Annotated in this window: 18 protein-coding genes; 7 read left to right on the forward strand and 11 right to left on the reverse strand. The window is 67.7% G+C overall.

Features of this window, described 5'->3' with window-relative positions; all coding sequences use genetic code 11:
• Position 1: 1 nt before the first annotated feature.
• From VMT40_RS25615 to VMT40_RS25635, 5 genes are read right to left on the reverse strand one after another with little or no spacing between them, the layout of a single operon-like run.
• Positions 2-1,255, reverse strand: a complete 1,254-nt coding sequence (locus VMT40_RS25615; RefSeq protein WP_326361339.1) for a SufS family cysteine desulfurase — start codon at positions 1,253-1,255, stop codon at positions 2-4.
• Entirely contained in the window at positions 1,256-2,029 is a 774-nt protein-coding gene (sufC, locus tag VMT40_RS25620; RefSeq protein ID WP_326307725.1) for a Fe-S cluster assembly ATPase SufC, read from the reverse strand. It abuts the gene before it with no gap.
• A gap of 40 nt (positions 2,030-2,069) precedes the next feature.
• Positions 2,070-3,248: a Fe-S cluster assembly protein SufD gene (gene sufD, locus VMT40_RS25625; protein ID WP_326361340.1), complete on the reverse strand. Its 1,179-nt coding sequence runs from the start codon at positions 3,246-3,248 to the stop codon at positions 2,070-2,072.
• Positions 3,248-4,684, reverse strand: a complete 1,437-nt coding sequence (gene sufB / locus VMT40_RS25630) for a Fe-S cluster assembly protein SufB (protein WP_326361341.1) — start codon at positions 4,682-4,684, stop codon at positions 3,248-3,250. Before sufB ends, sufD begins: the two co-directional genes overlap by 1 nt.
• A complete protein-coding gene (locus VMT40_RS25635; protein WP_442790043.1) occupies positions 4,681-5,487 on the reverse strand; it encodes a helix-turn-helix transcriptional regulator in 807 nt (268 codons plus the stop codon). The genes sufB and VMT40_RS25635 overlap by 4 nt, the downstream gene beginning before the upstream one ends.
• A 130-nt stretch (positions 5,488-5,617) precedes the next feature.
• On the opposite strand from VMT40_RS25635, the gene VMT40_RS25640 reads away from it, so the two are divergent.
• Both VMT40_RS25640 and VMT40_RS25645 read left to right on the forward strand, forming a co-directional pair.
• Positions 5,618-6,460: an NmrA family NAD(P)-binding protein gene (locus VMT40_RS25640; RefSeq protein WP_326361342.1), complete on the forward strand. Its 843-nt coding sequence runs from the start codon at positions 5,618-5,620 to the stop codon at positions 6,458-6,460.
• Between the two features lie 101 nt (positions 6,461-6,561).
• On the forward strand, positions 6,562-7,569 hold the full coding sequence (locus tag VMT40_RS25645) for an LLM class flavin-dependent oxidoreductase (RefSeq protein WP_326361343.1): 1,008 nt from the start codon (positions 6,562-6,564) through the stop codon (positions 7,567-7,569).
• Here the strand turns inward: VMT40_RS25645 and VMT40_RS25650 are convergent.
• The 3 genes from VMT40_RS25650 to VMT40_RS25660 all read right to left on the reverse strand — a co-directional run bounded on the left by VMT40_RS25650 (position 7,559) and on the right by VMT40_RS25660 (position 9,957).
• Positions 7,559-8,809 (reverse strand): glycosyltransferase 87 family protein, encoded by a 1,251-nt coding sequence (locus VMT40_RS25650; protein WP_326361344.1) that lies wholly within the window; start codon positions 8,807-8,809, stop codon positions 7,559-7,561. The two genes, VMT40_RS25645 and VMT40_RS25650, sit on opposite strands and share 11 nt — an antisense overlap.
• 125 nt (positions 8,810-8,934) lie before the next feature.
• Complete coding sequence (locus VMT40_RS25655; protein ID WP_326361345.1) at positions 8,935-9,504, reverse strand: peptide deformylase; 570 nt, start codon at positions 9,502-9,504, stop codon at positions 8,935-8,937.
• Positions 9,505-9,552: 48 nt separating this feature from the next.
• Complete coding sequence (locus VMT40_RS25660) at positions 9,553-9,957, reverse strand: DoxX family protein (RefSeq protein ID WP_326361346.1); 405 nt, start codon at positions 9,955-9,957, stop codon at positions 9,553-9,555.
• A 29-nt stretch (positions 9,958-9,986) separates the two neighbouring features.
• On the opposite strand from VMT40_RS25660, the gene VMT40_RS25665 reads away from it, so the two are divergent.
• Complete coding sequence (locus tag VMT40_RS25665) at positions 9,987-10,880, forward strand: sigma-70 family RNA polymerase sigma factor (protein WP_326361347.1); 894 nt, start codon at positions 9,987-9,989, stop codon at positions 10,878-10,880.
• An 8-nt stretch (positions 10,881-10,888) separates the two neighbouring features.
• On the opposite strand, the gene VMT40_RS25670 is transcribed toward VMT40_RS25665, so the two are convergent.
• Complete coding sequence (locus tag VMT40_RS25670; RefSeq protein ID WP_326361348.1) at positions 10,889-11,908, reverse strand: zinc-dependent alcohol dehydrogenase; 1,020 nt, start codon at positions 11,906-11,908, stop codon at positions 10,889-10,891.
• A gap of 42 nt (positions 11,909-11,950) precedes the next feature.
• Positions 11,951-12,544, reverse strand: a complete 594-nt coding sequence (locus tag VMT40_RS25675; protein ID WP_326361349.1) for a TetR/AcrR family transcriptional regulator — start codon at positions 12,542-12,544, stop codon at positions 11,951-11,953.
• Positions 12,545-12,984: 440 nt separating this feature from the next.
• Between VMT40_RS25675 and mptB the strand changes: the two genes are divergently transcribed.
• From mptB to VMT40_RS25695, 4 genes are all read left to right on the forward strand, one after another.
• A complete protein-coding gene (mptB, locus tag VMT40_RS25680) occupies positions 12,985-14,667 on the forward strand; it encodes a polyprenol phosphomannose-dependent alpha 1,6 mannosyltransferase MptB (protein WP_326361350.1) in 1,683 nt (560 codons plus the stop codon).
• Entirely contained in the window at positions 14,664-15,596 is a 933-nt protein-coding gene (locus tag VMT40_RS25685) for an ABC transporter ATP-binding protein (protein ID WP_326307739.1), read from the forward strand. The genes mptB and VMT40_RS25685 overlap by 4 nt, the downstream gene beginning before the upstream one ends.
• Positions 15,593-16,375 (forward strand): ABC transporter permease, encoded by a 783-nt coding sequence (locus VMT40_RS25690; RefSeq protein WP_326361351.1) that lies wholly within the window; start codon positions 15,593-15,595, stop codon positions 16,373-16,375. Before VMT40_RS25685 ends, VMT40_RS25690 begins: the two co-directional genes overlap by 4 nt.
• A 90-nt stretch (positions 16,376-16,465) precedes the next feature.
• Positions 16,466-17,443: a COX15/CtaA family protein gene (locus VMT40_RS25695; protein ID WP_326361352.1), complete on the forward strand. Its 978-nt coding sequence runs from the start codon at positions 16,466-16,468 to the stop codon at positions 17,441-17,443.
• Positions 17,444-17,456: 13 nt separating this feature from the next.
• On the opposite strand, the gene VMT40_RS25700 is transcribed toward VMT40_RS25695, so the two are convergent.
• Positions 17,457-17,948 carry an acyl-CoA thioesterase gene (locus VMT40_RS25700; protein ID WP_326361353.1) on the reverse strand — a complete coding sequence of 164 codons (492 nt, stop codon included), beginning with the start codon at positions 17,946-17,948 and terminating at the stop codon, positions 17,457-17,459.
• Between the last annotated feature and the right edge of the window lie 6 nt (positions 17,949-17,954).

Genomic DNA, 17,954 nt, shown 5'->3' on the forward strand with positions numbered 1-17,954 from the left:
TCTATGCAACTCCGAAGAAGCTCTGGGCCTTCCGCACCGCGGCGACCAGCTGATCGACCTCGTCCACGGTGTTGTACAGCGCGAAGGAGGCGCGAGCGGTCGCGGCGACACCGAAGTACCGGTGCAGCGGCCACGCGCAGTGGTGGCCGACGCGGATGGCGACGCCCTGATCGTCGAGGATCTGGCCGACGTCGTGGGCGTGAATGCCGTCCACCACGAACGACACCGCGCCACCGCGATTCACGTTCTCGGTCGGGCCGATGATGCGCACGCCCTCGATCGCGCCGAGGCCCTCCAGGGCCGCGGACACGAGCGTGTGCTCGTGCGCCGCAACGGCTTCCATACCGATGTTACTCAGATACGCGACGGCAGCACCCAGGCCGATGGCCTGCGAGATCATCATCGAACCCGCCTCGAACCGCTGCGGCGGCGCGGCGAAGGTCGAGTGATCCATGTACACGGTCTCGATCATGGAGCCGCCGGTGATGAACGGCGGGGTCTCCTCGAGCAGCGCGCGACGGCCGTACAGGACGCCGATCCCCGAGGGGCCCAGCATCTTGTGCCCGGAGAAAGCGGCGAAGTCGACGCCCAGCTCCTTGAAGTTCACCGGCGCGTGCGGCACCGACTGGCAGGCGTCGAGCACCACGAGCGCGCCGACAGCCTTTGCGCGGCGCACCAATTCGGCGACATCCGCGACCGCGCCGGTCACATTGGACTGGTGGGTGAACGCGACAACCTTGGTGGCCGAGGACAATTCGAGCGAATCGAGGTCGATGCGCCCGTCGTCGGTGATCCCGTACCACTTCAGGGTCGCGCCGGTCCGCCGCGCGAGTTCCTGCCACGGCACGAGATTCGCGTGATGTTCGAGCTCGGTGATGACGATCTCGTCGCCGGGCCCGACGCGATGCGGGAACCGGTCGTCGGAGAAGGCATATGCCACCAGGTTCAGCGACTCGGTCGCGTTCTTGGTGTACACGATCTCGTCCGCGCCGACGCCGACGAACGCCGCGATCGCCGCGCGCGCCGCCTCGTAAGCCTCATTGGCTTCCTCGGCGAGCTGGTGCGCGCTGCGATGCACGGCCGCGTTGTGTTCGAGCAGGAAGGCCCGCTCGGCGTCGAGCACCTGGAGAGGACGTTGCGACGTCGCGCCGGAATCCAGATACGCCAACGGTTTTCCGTCGCGCACGGTCCGGCTCAGGATCGGGAAGTCGGCCCGGATCCGAGCGACGTCGAGAGTCCCCACGGTGCTGGTCATTTAGGCTCCTACGGCAGCAGAGGTGAAGCGCACGTAGCCGTTCGCGTCGAGTTCCTCGGCCAGCTCGGGGCCGCCCTCGGCCACGATCTTGCCGTTCACGAACACGTGAACGAAGTCCGGCTGGATGTAGCGCAGAATGCGGGTGTAGTGGGTGATCAGCAGGATGCCGCCGGTCTCCCGCTCCTTGTAACGATTCACACCCTCGGAAACAATCCGCAGTGCGTCCACGTCGAGGCCGGAGTCGGTCTCGTCGAGGATGGCGATCTTCGGCTTGAGCAGGCTCAGCTGCAGGATCTCCTGGCGCTTCTTCTCACCGCCGGAGAAGCCCTCGTTGACCGAGCGCTCGCCGAAGGCCGGATCGATCTCGAGCTCCGACATCGACTCCTTGACTTCCTTGACCCAAGTGCGCAGCTTGGGAGCCTCGCCGCGGATGGCGGTGGCGGCGGTGCGCAGGAAGTTGGAAACCGAGACGCCGGGAACCTCGACCGGGTACTGCATGGCCAGGAACAGGCCCGCACGCGCGCGCTCGTCGACCGACATCTCCAGCACGTCCTCACCGTCGAGGGTGATCGAACCCTGGGTGACGGTGTACTTGGGGTGCCCGGCGATGGCGTAGGACAGGGTCGACTTGCCGGAGCCGTTGGGGCCCATGATCGCGTGGGTCTCACCCGACTTGATGGTCAGGTTCACGCCCTTGAGGATCTTGATGGGCTCGCCGGTCTCGTCCGGGTTGGCGACCTCGACGTGCAGGTCCTTGATTTCCAGGGTGGTCATCGGATTTCGGATTCCTTTGCGGGATGGGAAAGTTCGGGTGTCAGACTCCGACAGCGGCGAGCTCGGCCTCGATGGCCGCCTCGAGCCGCTCCCGGACCTCGGGGACGGTGATCTTCTGCAGGATCTCGAAGAAGAAGCCGCGCACGACGAGACGGCGGGCGACCTCCTCCGGGATACCGCGCGACCGCAGGTAGAACAGCTGCTCGTCGTCGAAACGGCCGGTGGCCGCGGCGTGCCCGGCCCCGACGATCTCGCCGGTCTCGATCTCGAGGTTCGGCACCGAGTCGGCGCGCGCGCCGTCGGTGAGCACCAGGTTGCGGTTCACCTCGTAGGTCTCGGTGCCCTCGGCCGCGGCGCGGATGAGGACGTCGCCGACCCACACGGTGTGCGCGTCCGGCTTGCTCGAGGTCGGATCACCCTGCAGCGCACCCTTGTACTGCACATTGGACTTGCAGTTGGGCTGCGAGTGATCGACCAGCAGGCGCTGCTCGAAGAACTGGCCGTCGTCGGCGAAGTACACACCCAGCAGCTCGGCGTCGCCGCCGGGACCCGCGTAGCGGACATTGCCGGTCAGGCGCACCACATCGCCACCGAGGGTGACATTGGTGTGGCGCAGGGTGGCGTCGCGGCCCAGCAGGGCGTGATGCGCGGTGACGTGCACGGCGTCATCGGCCCAGTCCTGCACCACGATCACGTTCAGCGCGGCGGAGTCACCGAGGATGAATTCCACGTTCTCGGCGTAGGTTCCGCTGCCCTTCTGGTCGATGACCAGGGTGGCGCGGGCGAAGTTGCCCAGGCGGACCTGCAGGTGGCCGTAGGCGGTCTTGCCCGCGCCGGGACCGGTGATGGTGACCGTGGTCGGTTCTGCCACTTCGGTTTCCGCGCCGACCGTGATCACGGTGGCCTGCTCGAAACCGGAGTACGCCTGCGCGGCAACACGATCGGTGGGGGTGCCGCCCTGGCCCAGGCGGGCGTCGGTGCGGTCCACGGTCTCGGCGGTGACGCCCGCGGGGGCGCTCACCTCGACGGTGGCCTGCCCGTCCCGCACGGCGGTGCCGTCGTGCAGGCCGTTCAGGCGACGCATCGGGGTGAAGCGCCACGCCTCGTCACGACCCGAGGGAACTTCGAAGGCATTGACATCGAACGAAGCGAAAACCTCGCCCTTGTTCAACGCCGGGGTACGAGCCTCAGCGGCCTCGGCAACGTTCTCGACGGCCATCAGCCGACGGCTCCTTCCATCTGCAGTTCGATCAGGCGGTTCAGCTCCAGGGCGTACTCCATCGGGAGCTCCTTGGCGATGGGCTCCACGAAGCCGCGCACCACCATCGCCATCGCCTCGTCCTCGGTGAGACCGCGCGACATCAGGTAGAACAGCTGGTCCTCGGACACCTTCGAGACGGTCGCCTCGTGGCCCATGGTCACGTCGTCCTCGCGGATGTCGACGTAGGGGTAGGTGTCGGAGCGGCTGATCGTATCCACCAGCAGCGCATCACATTTCACGGTCGACTTGGAGCCGTAGGCGCCCTTGTTGACCTGCACCAGACCACGGTAGGAGGCACGGCCACCGCCGCGCGCCACCGACTTGGAGATGATGTTCGACGACGTGTGCGGCGCCAGGTGCAGCATCTTCGCGCCGGTGTCCTGGTGCTGGCCCTCACCGGCGAACGCGATGGAGAGCACCTCGCCCTTGGCGTGCTCACCGGTCATCCACACGGCCGGGTACTTCATGGTCACCTTGGAGCCGATATTGCCGTCGACCCACTCCATGGTCGCGCCCGCCTCGGCCTTGGCGCGCTTGGTCACCAGGTTGTAGACGTTGTTCGACCAGTTCTGGATGGTGGTGTAGCGGCAGCGGCCGCCCTTCTTCACGATGATCTCGACCACCGCGGAGTGCAGCGAATCCGAGGAGTAGATCGGCGCGGTGCAACCCTCGACGTAGTGGACGTAAGCGTCCTCGTCGACGATGATCAGCGTCCGCTCGAACTGACCCATGTTCTCGGTGTTGATGCGGAAGTACGCCTGCAGCGGGATGTCGACGTGCACGCCCGGCGGCACGTAGATGAACGAACCACCCGACCACACCGCCGAATTCAGCGCGGAGAACTTGTTGTCACCCGACGGAATGACCGAGCCGAAGTACTGCTGGAACAGCTCCGGGTGCTCCTTGAGACCGGTGTCGGTGTCGAGGAAGATGACGCCCTGCTTCTCCAGGTCCTCACGGATGGAGTGGTAGACGACCTCGGACTCGTACTGCGCCGCGACACCGGCGACGAGACGCTGCTTCTCCGCCTCCGGGATGCCCAGCTTGTCGTAGGTGTTCTTGATGTCCTCGGGCAGATCCTCCCAGGAAGCGGCCTGCTTCTCCGAGGAGCGCACGAAGTACTTGATGTTGTCGAAGTCGATGCCCTCGAGGTTGGAGCCCCAGTTCGGCATGGGCTTCTTGTCGAAGATGCGCAGCGCCTTGAGGCGGAAGTCGAGCATCCATTCCGGCTCGCTCTTCTTGGCCGAGATGTCGCGCACGACCTCCTCGGACAGACCGCGCTTGGCACTGGCACCGGCGACATCGGAGTCGGCCCAGCCGTACCCGTACCTACCCAGGGACGCGATGGTCTCTTCCTGGGTCAGCGGCTGCACCTGGTCGGTGGTCGTCGTCATTCGGCACTCCTTCCGGAGTCGTGTGTAGAAGTCGTTGCGGGCTGTGCAACGGCGGTTTTCGGGGCCACGAGGGGGACGTGGGTCGTACAGGCGCAGTCGCCATTGGCGATGGTCGCCAGGCGTTGCACGTGGGTTCCGAGAATCTCTCGGAAGGCTTCGAGCTCGGCCGCGCACAGCTCCGGGAATTCCTCGGCGACGTGCGAAACCGGGCAGTGATGCTGGCAGATCTGTACGCCCGCACCGACTTTCCGGGTCGAGGCCGCGAATCCGGCGTCGGTGAACGCTTCCGCGATCTCCTCGGCCTTGGCCTCGGTCTCGGCCGGGGTGTGCCCGGCCAGCTCACCGACCCCGGCCACAATGGCCGCGACCCGCTTGCGCGCGAAATCGGTGATGGCCGCGTCGCCGCCAAGCTCGCGGATCTGCCGCATGGCGGCTCCGGCGAGGTCATCGTAGGCGTGGCCCAATCGGCCGCGTCCGGTGGCCGTCAGCTGGAACTGCTTGGCGGGACGCCCGCGGCCCTTCTGCTGCCAGGGCGCGGACCGGGTGGCCCGGGCCTCACCGGATTCGATGAGCGCATCGAGGTGGCGTCGCACGCCCGCCGGGCTCAGGCCGAGCCGCTCGCCAATGGCGGTCGCGGTGATCGGGCCCTCCTCCAACAGCAGCTTGATGACGGCTTCCCGGGTGTGCCCCTCGCCCGCCGGTCCGGACACGACAACAGACCGGGCACCCTCTTGCTGGTGCCCGGACTGTTCCGCGTTCCGCAAACCCACGGTTTTCACAACACAAGTGTGACGGAATTCCATTCCGCGATCCAGTAAGGGTCCCCTGACCTGATCTTCGCGACCTGGGACGATGGGTCGGGGTGTGAGCTGGACCACCATATATCTGGGATTTTCCGGAAATTCCGCCCGCTCGGGGCGAGTTTCGGAAGTCGTGAACAGTGTGCTCGTGGTGGGTGCGACGGGGAACGTCGGACGACAGGTAGTTGACGGGTTGGTCGCCGAGGGGGTGTCGACGAGAGCGCTGGCCCGCGATCCGGGGGCCGCGGTGTTTCCCGAGGGGGTCGAGGTGGTGGCCGGGGATCTGGCGGTGCCGGAGTCCTTGGCGGCCGCGGCCGACGGGGTGGAATCCGTCTTCCTGGTGTGGCCGTTCCACGACACACAGGGCGCGGCCGAGGTGCTGAAGGTGCTCGGTGAGCACGCGCAGCGGGTGGTGTATCTGTCCTCCACGACCGTGAATGACGAAGGGCCGCAATCGGATTTGATTCCGCAGCGGCACGCGGAGATCGAGGCGCTGCTAGCGGAGTCCGGGATGCCGTGGACGGTGTTGCGCGCGGACACCATCGCCTCGAACATGCTCGGGTGGGCCGGGCAGATTCGCGCCGGGGACGTGGTGCGCGGGACCGAGGTCGCGCCGACCGCCGTCGTGCACGAGGGCGATATCGCGGCCGTAGCGGTGCGGCTGCTGACCGATCACTCGCACACCTGGCGCAAATATCTCGTGACCGGGCCGCGGGTGGTGAGCCGCGACGATCAGGTGCAGGCCATCGCCGAGGTGCTGGGCCGTCCGCTGCGGTTCGAGGCGCTGCCGCTCGACGTGGCGCGGGAGTCGATGACCGCGGCCGGGCTGCCCGCGGCGCTGATCGAATCGCTGCTGTCGATGGCCGCGTTCCGGCCGCGCTCGGACCTGATCACCACGACCGTCGCCGATCTCACCGGGCGCGCGGCCCGCGATATTCGGGAGTGGGCCGCCGATCACGCGGCCGTTTTCCGGTAGCGGGCATAAGTTCGACGTTCGGCGAATTATCAAGAGGAGGCGGGCGCACGACGCCCGCGCCCCAGACCACGAACGCCGATCCATGGAAAGCCGGTGCCAGCATGCCCGTCGCACTGTCCCTTCTCGATCTCGCGGCCATCGCGCCCGGCCAGACCGCGCGCGACAGCTTCCACAACAGCGTCGAGCTGGCCCGGGCGGCGGAACGCAGTGGATACGAGCGGGTTTGGTACGCCGAGCACCACAATATGAGCCGGATCGCGTCGAGCGCGACCAGCGTGCTCATCGGGTACGTGGCCGGGCAGACCGACACGATCCGACTCGGGGCGGGCGGGATCATGCTGCCCAATCACTCGCCGTTGGTGATCGCCGAGCAGTTCGGGACCTTGGAGTCGCTGTATCCCGGGCGCATCGATCTCGGGTTGGGGCGCGCGCCGGGCAGTGATCAGGCGACCATGCGGGCGTTGCGGCGCAATCCGTCCTCGGCCGATACGTTCCCGCAGGATGTGCTGGAGCTGCAGGGGTATCTGACCGGGAATTCGCGGATTCCGGGGATCAAGGCGGTGCCGCGCGCCGAAGGTGTTGTGCCGCTCTACATTCTGGGGTCGTCGCTGTTCGGGGCGCAGTTGGCGGCGCATCTCGGGCTGCCGTACGCGTTCGCCTCGCACTTCGCGCCCGAGGCGTTGCGGCAGGCCGTGCGCGAGTACCGGGATCGGTTCCAGCCCTCGGAGCAGCTGGCCCAGCCGTATGTGATGGCGGGTGTGAATGTGTTCGCCGCCGAGGATCGCGACGCGGCCGAGGAGCAGAAGACGATCGCCTATCGGGCGCGCACGCGGGCGTTCATCAAGCGCGGCGCGGCCGGTGTCGACTACTCCGACGAGGAGATCGACGCGTTTCTGGCCTCCCCCAATGGCGCTCACCTGGCCAAGATGACCACCTATACGGCGGTGGGGACGCCCGCCGAGGTCGCCGACTATCTGGAGGATTTCGCGGCCGAGATCCAGGCCGACGAGCTGATCACCGTGCACCACGCGCAGGAGATCGCGGATCGGGTGCGGTCGGTGGAGTTGACCGGCGCGGCGCTGGGCGCACGCGAATCCCTCACGCGCTGAGCGCTTTCGGGTGGTAACGGCGCAGGGCGAGGGCGGTGGCCGCGTACAGGGCCACCGCCAGCCAGATGTAGGCGTTGTGGCCGAACAGGGCTAAGAAACCGTGTTTCGGGTAGTACAGGACGCTTTCGTAGTCGATGTCGAACAGTTTGAAGACACCGCCCGAACACACCACGAAAACGGCGAGAAGCACTGTGGCGGTGAGCAAGCCGCGGCGGTGATTGGCCAGGTGGGTCAGGTAGATCAGCAGGGGCGCGAGCCACACCCAGTGGTGGATCCAGCTGTAGGGCGAGACGACGGTGCCGGTGATGCCGCACAGGATGACGGCGGGCAGTTCGCGTCCGGTGTCCGACAGCCGCCGGGCCAGGATCAAGCCGATCGCCGTGAGGGTGAGAGCGGCTGCGAACCACAGCAATTCGACTAGCCCGCTCGAACCCAGGGCACGGGCGAGCATGCCGCGCAGGGACTCGTTGTCGGGGTTCTCGGGCACGCCGACGCGGGAGGGATCGGCGAATCCACCGGCCCAATAGGTGAGCGAATCCTTCGGCAGCATGGCCAAGCCGATGACCATGGTGGCGGCCAGCGCGCCGGTCGCGGTGGCGGCCGCGCGGTATCGGCGGGTCACCAGCAAGTAGAGGATGAAGAACGCCGGGGTCAGCTTGATGCCGGTCGCGATGCCGGTCAGCACGCCTTTGGCGCGTGCGGAATCCGGTAATGCCATATCGGCCAGGACGAGCAGCAGCAACAGCAGGTTGACCTGACCGAATGCCACGGTCTGGCGGATCGGTTCGCAGAACAGCAGCAGCGCGGCGGCGGTCGGGACCACGATCAACATGCGCCGATCACGTCGATAGCCGAGGATCGCCAGGGTGGCCCATACCGATCCGCACAGGATCAGGAAGTTCGCGATCCCGCCGACCAGCGTGAACACCGACCCGTGCAAGGCCGCCAGCGGCGCGAAAAGCACGGCGGCGAACGGCGTGTAGACGAATTCCCAGGCCCCGCGCGTATGCCCGAGCAGCGGGGTGTCATAGACCGAAACCCCGTGCACCACACGGTTCGCCGCGATTCGATACGCGTCCAGATCGACCAGATGCAGCATCGCCTTCGGATCCATCACCGCGTGATCGATCCACTGTGCCCCGGCCAAGATCCCGGCCACCGCGACCACCCACACCGCGGCCAACGGAATCGAGCGCCGTTGTGACGCCTGCCGATTCGCGGCCGCTGCCCCATCGATCATCGGCAACGGCATACCGCTCCCCCCACTGGCTCCGGGTTCCGATTGCCCGCCAACCGTATGAACGCATTCCCCCGCTGGCCAGCCCGTGGTATTGGGGGCAGGTCCAGTCGCTTTCGCCGACAACCCTAGTCGTGGAAGGGGTCCGCGTCCTGCCCGGGGAGCCAGGACCGCCCCGGTTCGGTCCACCCATTGGCCTTGATCATCTTCTTCGCCGCCCGCTGATTGCGGCCGATGAGCCGGTCCAGATAGAGGTGCCCGCGCAGGTGATCGGTCTCGTGTTGCAGACAACGCGCCAGGTAGCCGGTCCCTTCCACCGAAACGGGCTGATTGTGGATGTCCACGCCCATGACCCGCGCCCAGTCCGCGCGGCCGGTGGGAAACCACTCCCCCGGCACCGACAGACAGCCCTCGGTGTCGTTGTCGGGATCCGGCATGGTCTCGGGAATCTCGGAGGTCTCGATGCTCGGATTGATCACGTAACCGCGCTGCCGCCCCTCGGCATTCACCAGGTCGTAGATGAAAACCGCACGCGGATCACCGATCTGGTTGGCCGCCAGCCCGGCACCGCGCGCGGCGGTGTTGGTCTCGAACAGGTCCTCGACGAAAGCGGCCAGCTCCGCATCGAATTCGGTGACGGGCACGGCCGGTTTCGTGAGTCGGGGATCACCGGCAATCAAGATCGGTCGAACAGCCATGCACTATTTGTCCCAGAAGGGTGCCGGGCGGTGGCCGCCGGGGTCGGATCAGTGGGTGCGGCGATCCTCGGGACGCAGGGCCCAGGAGGCGGCGGTCACCAGGGCCATGACGGTGAGGATCGGGACCTCCGCCAGCTTGTAGCCGGTGGTGAGGTGGGAGGCGATGGCGCCGGTGTAGACGAAGAAGGCTCCGGCGTAGGCCCATTCCTTGACCAGCGGGAATTTCGGGACCACCAGGGCGAGCGCGCCGAGCATCTTCCAGACACCCAGGATGACCAGGAAATAGGTCGGATAGCCCAGGGTGACGACGACATCGCGGGCCAGCGGGATCCGGGCGACGTCCCACCAGCCGCCGACCGCCAGTTCGGCCACCACCATCAGCGTGGTCGCCCAGTACAGGTACACGACCGCGCGGTCGGGAACGATTCGTGTGACGATGGTCTGAGTAGTCATGACCCTGTGACGTTCGGCAGGCGCGATGTATGTCCGACACTGACTCGGGTTCCCCGGCGGAACGGTTCGAGCGGCGGCGCGCACGGCTGACCGCGCTGGCCTTTCGCATGCTGGGGGCGTCGGGTGAGGCCGAGGACGCGGTGCAGGAGACGTGGATGCGGTTGAGCCGCACCGATATCGACGATATTCGCAACCTGGACGGGTGGCTCACCACGGTGCTGTCGCGGATTTGCCTGGACGTGCTGCGCGCTCGGGAGGTCCGGCAGGAGTATCCGTTGGGAAGCGTTGTGCCCGAAACGATTCCCTCGGCAGCGACGCTCGGGCCGGAGGATCGGGCCGTCCTCACCGAGGAGATGGAGCGGGCCGTGCTGGTGCTGCTGCATCGGCTGCATCCCGCCGAACGGGTCGCGTTCGTGCTGCACGACATGTTCGAGGTGCCGTTCTACGAGATCGCCGAGATTCTGAATCGCTCACCGAACGCGGCGCGGCTGCTCGCCAGCAAGGCCCGGCATCGAGTGGTCGGGGAATCGGACGGATTGCGGCCAGACACCTTGCGCGAGCACCGGATCGTGCGGGCGTTCCTGGCGGCGGTGCGGGCCGGGGATATCACCGCGGTGCTCAACCTGCTCGCGCCCGACATCACGGTCTCCGCCGATAAGGTCGCCGCACCGGGGCGGGTGCCGGTCACCGCGTCCGGGGCGCGCACGGTGGCGCGGCTGGCCGCCGGGTTCGCCACGCGCGCCGAATTCGCGGCGGTGGTGCTCGTCGACGGCCGCGCCGGGGCGCTGGTGGCCGCGCGGGACGAGGCACCGGCGGTCATGGCCTTCACCATCGAGGGCGAGAGGATCGTGCGAATCGAGGTGATCGCCGAGCCGGACGCGCTGGCGGCGCTCTCGCTCACCGTTCCCGATCTCGGCCGCTAGCACCGACTTCAACGGGTGGCGACGAGCTTCACCGGTCCTTCGAGCAGGGCGTCGATCGAGTCGGCCCAGGCCACGGTCTGTGTGGTGACCACGCTCGGGTCGAAGCGGCCAGTGGCGACCAGGTCCAAGACCTGAGGGATGGTGGGGCGCACGTGGGCACGGCCGGTGTGGAAAGTGCAGCAGCGGGAATACATTTCGAGCATCGGCAGGGCGACGTCCTGGGTCTGGACGCTCACGCTGGTGCAGACGCCGTCATTGGCGGTGGCGCGGATCGCCGCGACCAGGGCCTTCGAACCGCCCGCGGCCTCGACCGTGACGGGGAAGCGGCCTACGCGTTCGGTGGGCTTGCCCTCGATGGGCTCGGCTCCCAGTTTGGCGGCGATGGCGAGTCTTTCGGGGTCGGTGTCGAGGTAGACCGCACGTGCCGAACCCAGCGCTACCGCCAGGCCCGCGGCGTACAAGCCGATCGACGCGGCGGCCGGGCCTCCCAGCACCAGGACTTCCGCGCCCGGATCGGTGGCCAGGTACGGGGCGACGGTGCGGTGCGCGTCGGAAATATTGTCGCTGGCGCTGGCCACCGTCGCCGGGTCGACGCCCGCGGGCAGCGGGACGAGCATGGCGTCGGCGTGCGGGATGCCCACCAGGTCCGAGAAGAAGCCGCCCCAGGCCAGCCCGCCCATCGGGCCCAGGCCGAAGCTGGACATGAAGGGGTGGGTGGTGCAGTTGCCGGTGCGGCCGCGCCGACAGGAATCGCAGGTGCCGCAGGAGATTTGGAATGGGACGACGACCTTGTCGCCCGGGCGGACGGTGGTGACCTGATCGCCGACGGCGATCACCTCCGCGACGCCCTCGTGGCCGAACGCGTACGGTCCGGCCAGGGGGAATCGGCCCTGGATGATGGCGGGGTCGATATCGCAGGTGGCCACCGCGATCGGGCGGACCAGGGCCTGCTCCGGGGCGTCGAGAGTGGGCTCGGCGGCCTCTTCCCACCGCAGGGTGTGCGGGCCGTCGAATACGAGTCGCTGCATCACTCGATCGTCGCTAGAACATTCTTTCCAGTCAACCCTCCCCTAGGGTGAATTCGCCTCGGCGGCAGAGACTTCCGCGAGACTCAGGCGAATCAGCCGGGCCATGGCCCTCGCCACCGTGTGCAGCGGCTCATCGGTGCGGCGCACGCGCGCCAGAATGGTCGCGCCCTCGTAGGCGGCCACCACCGTGGTCGCCAAATCGCGCGCCTTGCCAGGGTCCATGCCGAGCTCGGTCAACATGTCGGCGAAACCGTGGGCCATGGCGTCGAAGGCCGAAACACAGGCGGCCCGAACGGATTCGACATCGCTGCCGCCATCCGAGGCGGGCGTGCCCACCGGACAGCCGTCGGTGAAGTCGGTTTCGGACAGCTTTGTCGCCATGAAATCGAACAGCGTTGCGGCCGTGCCGAACACATCCCCCGGCGCCTGCCGGATCATCCGCCCCACCAGCACCCCGGTGCCATTGATCGCCGAAACCGCGATCTCCTCCTTGCCGCCCGGAAAGTGGTGGTAGATCGACCCGTACGGCAACCCCGCCGCCTCACTCAACTTCTTCAGCCCGAATCCGTGATAGCCGTGCCGAGCCAATAACCCCGCCGCGGCCACCTCGATTCGCCGTTTCGAATCGGAGACCATTCATCCAGGGTATGAGCGAGGTCCGACACCGGCAGCGCGAATCGCGTTCCCGCACTGGATCAACCGAGGCCCGCGAGGGCCGCGTAGACCTTCGCCGCGGCGGTGTCGGCGACCGCATTCAACCCGAGATCCCCCGCGACCTGCACCATCAGCTCCAACCGGGTCGCACGCCTGCACTCCCGAGACTTTCTCCCTGACCGCCACGCCTTCACAACCACCCAGGACCAAGCCCCGAGTCTCCCAACACCCGTCCCGATTGGCCCCCATCGCGGTATACGGCCCCAGTCGTTGCAATCGTCGGAAACCGCCTCGATCCGGAGGCCCGACGACTTCACAGGCAGGGCCGACGCGTCTCAGCAAGCGGTCAGCACACGCTCGGACGCGCGTTGCGGCGATGCGATCGGGGTCGCCGGTGCGGCGCCGGACTAGGCTTCGCAGATGTGGCGGTAGTGGAAGGCGCGCGGCGCAGAGTCATCGATGTTGGACGCCGGGCCTTGGGCCTGGACGTCCCCGCCGCCGATCACACCGTCGCCGTCCTGCACAGCGTGGATCACGATGTGCCGGGGTTGGACCGGCGAGAAACCCTGCAGCTGATGCGAATCCGGCTGTTGGGGGCGACCGGGGCGGTCATCATGGCCATTTCGGCGCTGGGTGTGGGCGCGCAGCCGGTGCATCAGAATCCGACCTCCGGGCTGCGGGTGCTGGGCTTTTTCGCGCGGGCGGGCACCTCCACGCTGGCCATGTGCATGATCGGGACCGTGTTGGTGGTGATGGCGTGGCTGCTGCTGGGTCGCTTCGCCGTCGGCGGGTTCGGCGGCAATCCCAGGCATCGGCTCAGCCGGTCGCAGATGGATCGGACGCTGCTGCTGTGGATCATTCCGCTCAGCGTCGCACCGCCCATGTTCAGCAATGACGTGTATTCGTATCTGGCGCAGAGCGAGATCTCCGCGCGCGGGCTGGACCCCTACAAGGTGGGGCCGGTCGCCGGGCTCGGGCTCGACAATGTGCTGACCAACAATGTGCCCAATATCTGGCGGCAGACGCCCGCGCCGTACGGGCCGCTGTTTTTGTGGATGGGTCGCGGGATCTCCCACATCGTCGGCGACAACATCATCGCGGGAGTGTGGCTGCACCGGCTGCTGGTGCTGGCGGCCGTGGCCCTGATCGTGTGGGCGCTGCCGCGGCTGTCGCGGCGCTGCGGGGTCGCGCCGGTGAGCGCGCTGTGGCTGGGGGCGGCCAATCCGCTGGTGCTGTTCCACCTGGTCGGCGGTGTCCACAATGACGCGATCATGCTCGGGCTCATGCTGGCGGGCATCGAATTCTGTCTGCGCGCCATCGACGACACCCACCCCTTCGACCGGAGAGCCTGGGCGCTGCTGGTTTTCGGGGCGGTGGTCATCACGCTGTCCTCGACGATCAAGATCACCTCGATCATCGCGCTCGGCTTCGTCGGCATGGCGCTGGCGCGGCGCTGGGGTCACGGGCTGCGCGGAATCCTGTGCGCGGCAGGGATCCTGGGCCTGATCGCGGGCAGTGTCACGCTGTTCATCAGCACCGCCAGCGGCCTGGGGTTCGGGTGGGTGAACACCATCAATACCGCGACCGCGGTGCGCAGCTACCTGTCGCTGCCGACCGCGATCGGCATCATCACCGGATTCGGCGGCGTGCTGCTGGGACTCGGCGATCACACCACCGCGCTCATCGACATCACCCGACCCATCGCCGAGGGGATCGCCGCGCTGATCGTGCTGCGCATGCTCGTCGCCACCTGGACCGGACGACTGCTGCCCGTCGGCGCGCTCGGCGTCGCCCTGGGCGCGCTGGTGCTGCTGTTCCCGGTCGTGCAGCCCTGGTATCTGCTGTGGGCGATCGTGCCGTTGGCGGCGTGGGCCAACCGGCCCGCATTCCGGGTACCGGCCGTGGTGATCTCGGTGATCGTGAGCGTGCTGGTGATGCCGCGCGGCGCGGACTTCTACGTTTTCCAGATCGTCGAATCCGCCATCGCCACCGTGCTCGTGGGCCTGACGCTCATCTTCCTCACCCGAAATGTGCTGCCGTGGCGCAATCAACCGGGGGTGTCGCCCCGGTCACAGCAGCCCACGCCTTACGGTGTCTCCTCGTGACCGCAGCTTCCGGACCCGCCGTACGTGTCGACGGCGTCGTGAAACGCTACGGCGAGACCACCGCGGTCGACGGCATCAGCTTCGATATCGAACGCGCGCAGGTGCTGGCGCTGCTCGGACCCAATGGGGCGGGCAAGACCACCACCACCGAAATGTGCGAGGGCTTCGTGGCTCCCGACGCCGGGACCGTGCGGGTACTGGGCCTGGACCCGATCGCCGACTCCGATCAGCTTCGACCGCGCATCGGGGTGATGCTGCAGGGCGGCGGGGCGTATCCGGGGTCCAAGGCCGGGGAGATGCTGGATCTGGTCGCGTCGTACTCGGCCGATCCGCTCGATCCCGCCTGGCTGTTGGACACCTTGGGCCTGAAAGACGCTCGGCGGACGCCGTATCGGCGCTTGTCGGGCGGGCAGCAGCAGCGGCTCGCGCTGGCGTGCGCGCTGGTCGGTCGCCCCGAGATCGTGTTCCTGGACGAGCCGACCGCCGGATTGGACGCGCAGGCACGGCATCTGGTGTGGGAGCTCATCGACGCGCTGCGCCGCGACGGGGTCAGCGTGCTGCTCACCACGCACATGATGGACGAGGCCGAACAGCTCGCCGACCAACTGGTCATCATCGACCACGGCCGCGTCGTCGCGCAGGGCACGCCCGCCGAGGTCACCTCGCACGGGGCCGAAGGGCGACTGGCGTTCACCGCGCCACCCAAACTGGACCTCTCGCTGCTGGAAGCCGCACTGCCGGAAGGGTTCACGCCGCGCGAGACCGCGCCCGGCTCCTACCTGCTGCAGGGCGACATCACCCCGCAGGTGCTGGCCACCATGACCGCGTGGTGCGCGCGCATCGACGTGCTGCCCACCGACATTCGCATCGACCAGCGTCGACTGGAAGACGTGTTCCTCGAACTGACCGGGCGGGAGCTGCGGGGATGACCGAGACGGTGAATCGATTCGCGCCGGGCACCTTCTCCCCCGCGCCGTGCCCGACCACGCGCGCGAAGATGCTCGCGGCGCAGACGCGCATGGAGCTGATCCTGTTGCTGCGCAACGGGGAACAGCTGCTGTTGACCATGTTCATTCCGATCACGCTGCTGATCGGGTTGACGCTGCTGCCGGTGAGCGGGCTCGGTGAGCATCGGGTGGATCGGGTCGTGCCCGCGGTGATGATGGTGGCGATCATGTCGACCGCGTTCACCGGGCAGGCCATCGCGGTCGGATTCGATCGGCGTTACGGGGCGTTGAAGCGGCTCGGGGCGACGCCCTTGCCGCGCTGGGGCATTGTGGCGGGCAAGTGCTCGGCGGTGCTGATCGTGGTGGTGTTGCAGTCGATTCTGTTGGGGGCCATCGGATTCGCGCTCGGTTGGCGGCCGTCGCTGCTCGGGCTGCTGCTCGGCGCGGTGGTGATCGCGCTGGGGACCGCGACCTTCGCGGCGCTGGGGCTGCTGTTGGGCGGGACGCTCAAGGCCGAGGTCGTGCTGGCGCTGGCCAATATCCTGTGGTTCGTCATGCTCGGGACCGCGAGCCTGGTGTTCATGTCCGATGACCTGCCGCACGCGGTGAGCCTGATCGCGCGGATCATTCCGTCCGGGGCGCTGTCGGAATGCCTCGAGCAGGCCATGCGCACCAGCGTCGACTGGTATGGGATCGCGGTGCTGGCGGGCTGGGGTGGGCTCGCGGGGTGGCTCGCGACCCGGTTCTTCAAGTTCGACTGACCTCGAAAGTTGGCCCGCGCCCGAGTGTTTAACGACACTCTGTAGTAGGGCGGGTGACGGGGCGAAATGCCGCCCCGCTACCATCGGACCGTGCTGAATCGCGCCTTCCAGCGACTTGCCGACCTGTTCCCGATGCCTTCGATGCGGGTGCAGCGACTCCTCGCCTTCCTGGTCGTCCTCACCCAGGCCGGAATCTCGGTGACCGGGGCGGTCGTCCGCGTCACCGCCTCGGGGCTGGGCTGCCCCACCTGGCCGCAGTGCTTCCCGGGCAGCTTCGTTCCGACTGCGGTGGCCGAGGTGCCGGTGCTGCATCAGGTGGTCGAATTCAGCAATCGCATGCTGACTTTCGTGGTGTCGCTGGCGGCGGCGGCCATCGTGCTCGCGGTCACGCGGGCGCGGCGGCGGCGCGAGGTGCTGGTCTACGCGTGGCTCATGCCCGGCGGCACCGTGCTACAGGCCGTGATCGGCGGCATCACCGTGCGCACCGGACTGCTGTGGTGGACGGTCGCGGTGCACCTGCTGGCCTCCATGCTGATGGTGTGGCTGGCCACGCTGCTGTGGGCGAAGGTCGGCCAGCCCGACGACGGCATCGACACAGTGCAGGTGCCCGCGCCGCTGCGGCTGCTGACGGTGCTCAGTGGATTGACGCTCACGGCGACGCTCATCGCGGGCACGCTGGTCACCGGCGCGGGTCCGCACGCGGGAGACAAGAGCGCGGCCAAGCCGGTCGAGCGGCTGCAGGTGGAGATCGTCACGCTGGTTCACCTGCACGCCGAATTGCTGGTCGCCTATCTCGCGCTGCTGGTCGGTCTGGCTTGCGGGCTGGCCGCGGTGGGCATGAACAAGACCCTGCGGACTCGACTGATCGTCGTCCTCGCCCTGGTCGTGGCCCAGGCGTGCATCGGCATCGTCCAGTACTTCACCCACGTTCCCGCTGCCCTCGTCGCGTTCCACGTCGGCGGCGCGGCGGCCTGCACCGCCGCCACCGCCGCACTGTGGGCCGCCATGCGCACCCGCGAACCGCTGCCCGCCTCGGCTCCGGAACCGGTCGGCACGGTCAGCGCGTAATCGACTGTCGCGGCTATGTTCCCGGGCCGACCGGTGCGACCCGCGGATGGGCGACCGGCGGCCGAGCCAGCGGCGGAATGGTCGGCGTCCGGGTCTGACCGGCGGCCGCCTGGGCCGGTGCTCGATGCACCATCTGGGTCTCGGTGACCTCGGCACACCCGTGCGGAGTCGCTCGACCCTGCTCGTCGAGGTTGACGAACACGATCTTCTCGATGGTGAGCACCGGCTGCCCGGTGGCCTTGTTGCGGACCTCGCAACCCAAAGTAATGGAGGTGCGCCCGAATTCGCGCACCGCCACCCCCAGCTCGACGACATCGCCGAGCCGCACCGGATTGATGAAATCGATCTCCGAAATGAACTTCGTGACCAGCCGCGAATTGTTCAACTGCCCGGCCGCGTAGATCGCGGCCTCCTCGTCGAGCCAGGCCAGCAGCGTCCCGCCGAACAAGGAACCATTCGGGTTGAGATCCTGCGGCTTGATCCAGCGTCGCGTGTGGAAAATCATCGCACG

This window comes from Nocardia sp. CDC160, assembly GCF_035818795.1.
Lineage (GTDB): Bacteria > Actinomycetota > Actinomycetes > Mycobacteriales > Mycobacteriaceae > Nocardia.

Bases quoted from the DNA above. Each gene is read 5' to 3' on its own strand.
- VMT40_RS25615 (WP_326361339.1), bottom strand. From the start codon at position 1,255: ATGACCAGCACCGTGGGGACTCTCGACGTCGCTCGGATCCGGGCCGAC.
- sufC (WP_326307725.1), bottom strand. From the start codon at position 2,029: ATGACCACCCTGGAAATCAAGGACCTGCACGTCGAGGTCGCCAACCCG.
- sufD (WP_326361340.1), bottom strand. From the start codon at position 3,248: ATGGCCGTCGAGAACGTTGCCGAGGCCGCTGAGGCTCGTACCCCGGCG.
- sufB (WP_326361341.1), bottom strand. From the start codon at position 4,684: ATGACGACGACCACCGACCAGGTGCAGCCGCTGACCCAGGAAGAGACC.
- VMT40_RS25635 (WP_442790043.1), bottom strand. From the start codon at position 5,487: ATGGAATTCCGTCACACTTGTGTTGTGAAAACCGTGGGTTTGCGGAAC.
- VMT40_RS25645 (WP_326361343.1), top strand. From the start codon at position 6,562: ATGCCCGTCGCACTGTCCCTTCTCGATCTCGCGGCCATCGCGCCCGGC.
- VMT40_RS25650 (WP_326361344.1), bottom strand. From the start codon at position 8,809: ATGATCGATGGGGCAGCGGCCGCGAATCGGCAGGCGTCACAACGGCGC.
- VMT40_RS25655 (WP_326361345.1), bottom strand. From the start codon at position 9,504: ATGGCTGTTCGACCGATCTTGATTGCCGGTGATCCCCGACTCACGAAA.
- VMT40_RS25660 (WP_326361346.1), bottom strand. From the start codon at position 9,957: ATGACTACTCAGACCATCGTCACACGAATCGTTCCCGACCGCGCGGTC.
- VMT40_RS25665 (WP_326361347.1), top strand. From the start codon at position 9,987: ATGTCCGACACTGACTCGGGTTCCCCGGCGGAACGGTTCGAGCGGCGG.
- VMT40_RS25670 (WP_326361348.1), bottom strand. From the start codon at position 11,908: ATGCAGCGACTCGTATTCGACGGCCCGCACACCCTGCGGTGGGAAGAG.
- VMT40_RS25675 (WP_326361349.1), bottom strand. From the start codon at position 12,544: ATGGTCTCCGATTCGAAACGGCGAATCGAGGTGGCCGCGGCGGGGTTA.
- VMT40_RS25690 (WP_326361351.1), top strand. From the start codon at position 15,593: ATGACCGAGACGGTGAATCGATTCGCGCCGGGCACCTTCTCCCCCGCG.
- VMT40_RS25700 (WP_326361353.1), bottom strand. From the start codon at position 17,948: ATGATTTTCCACACGCGACGCTGGATCAAGCCGCAGGATCTCAACCCG.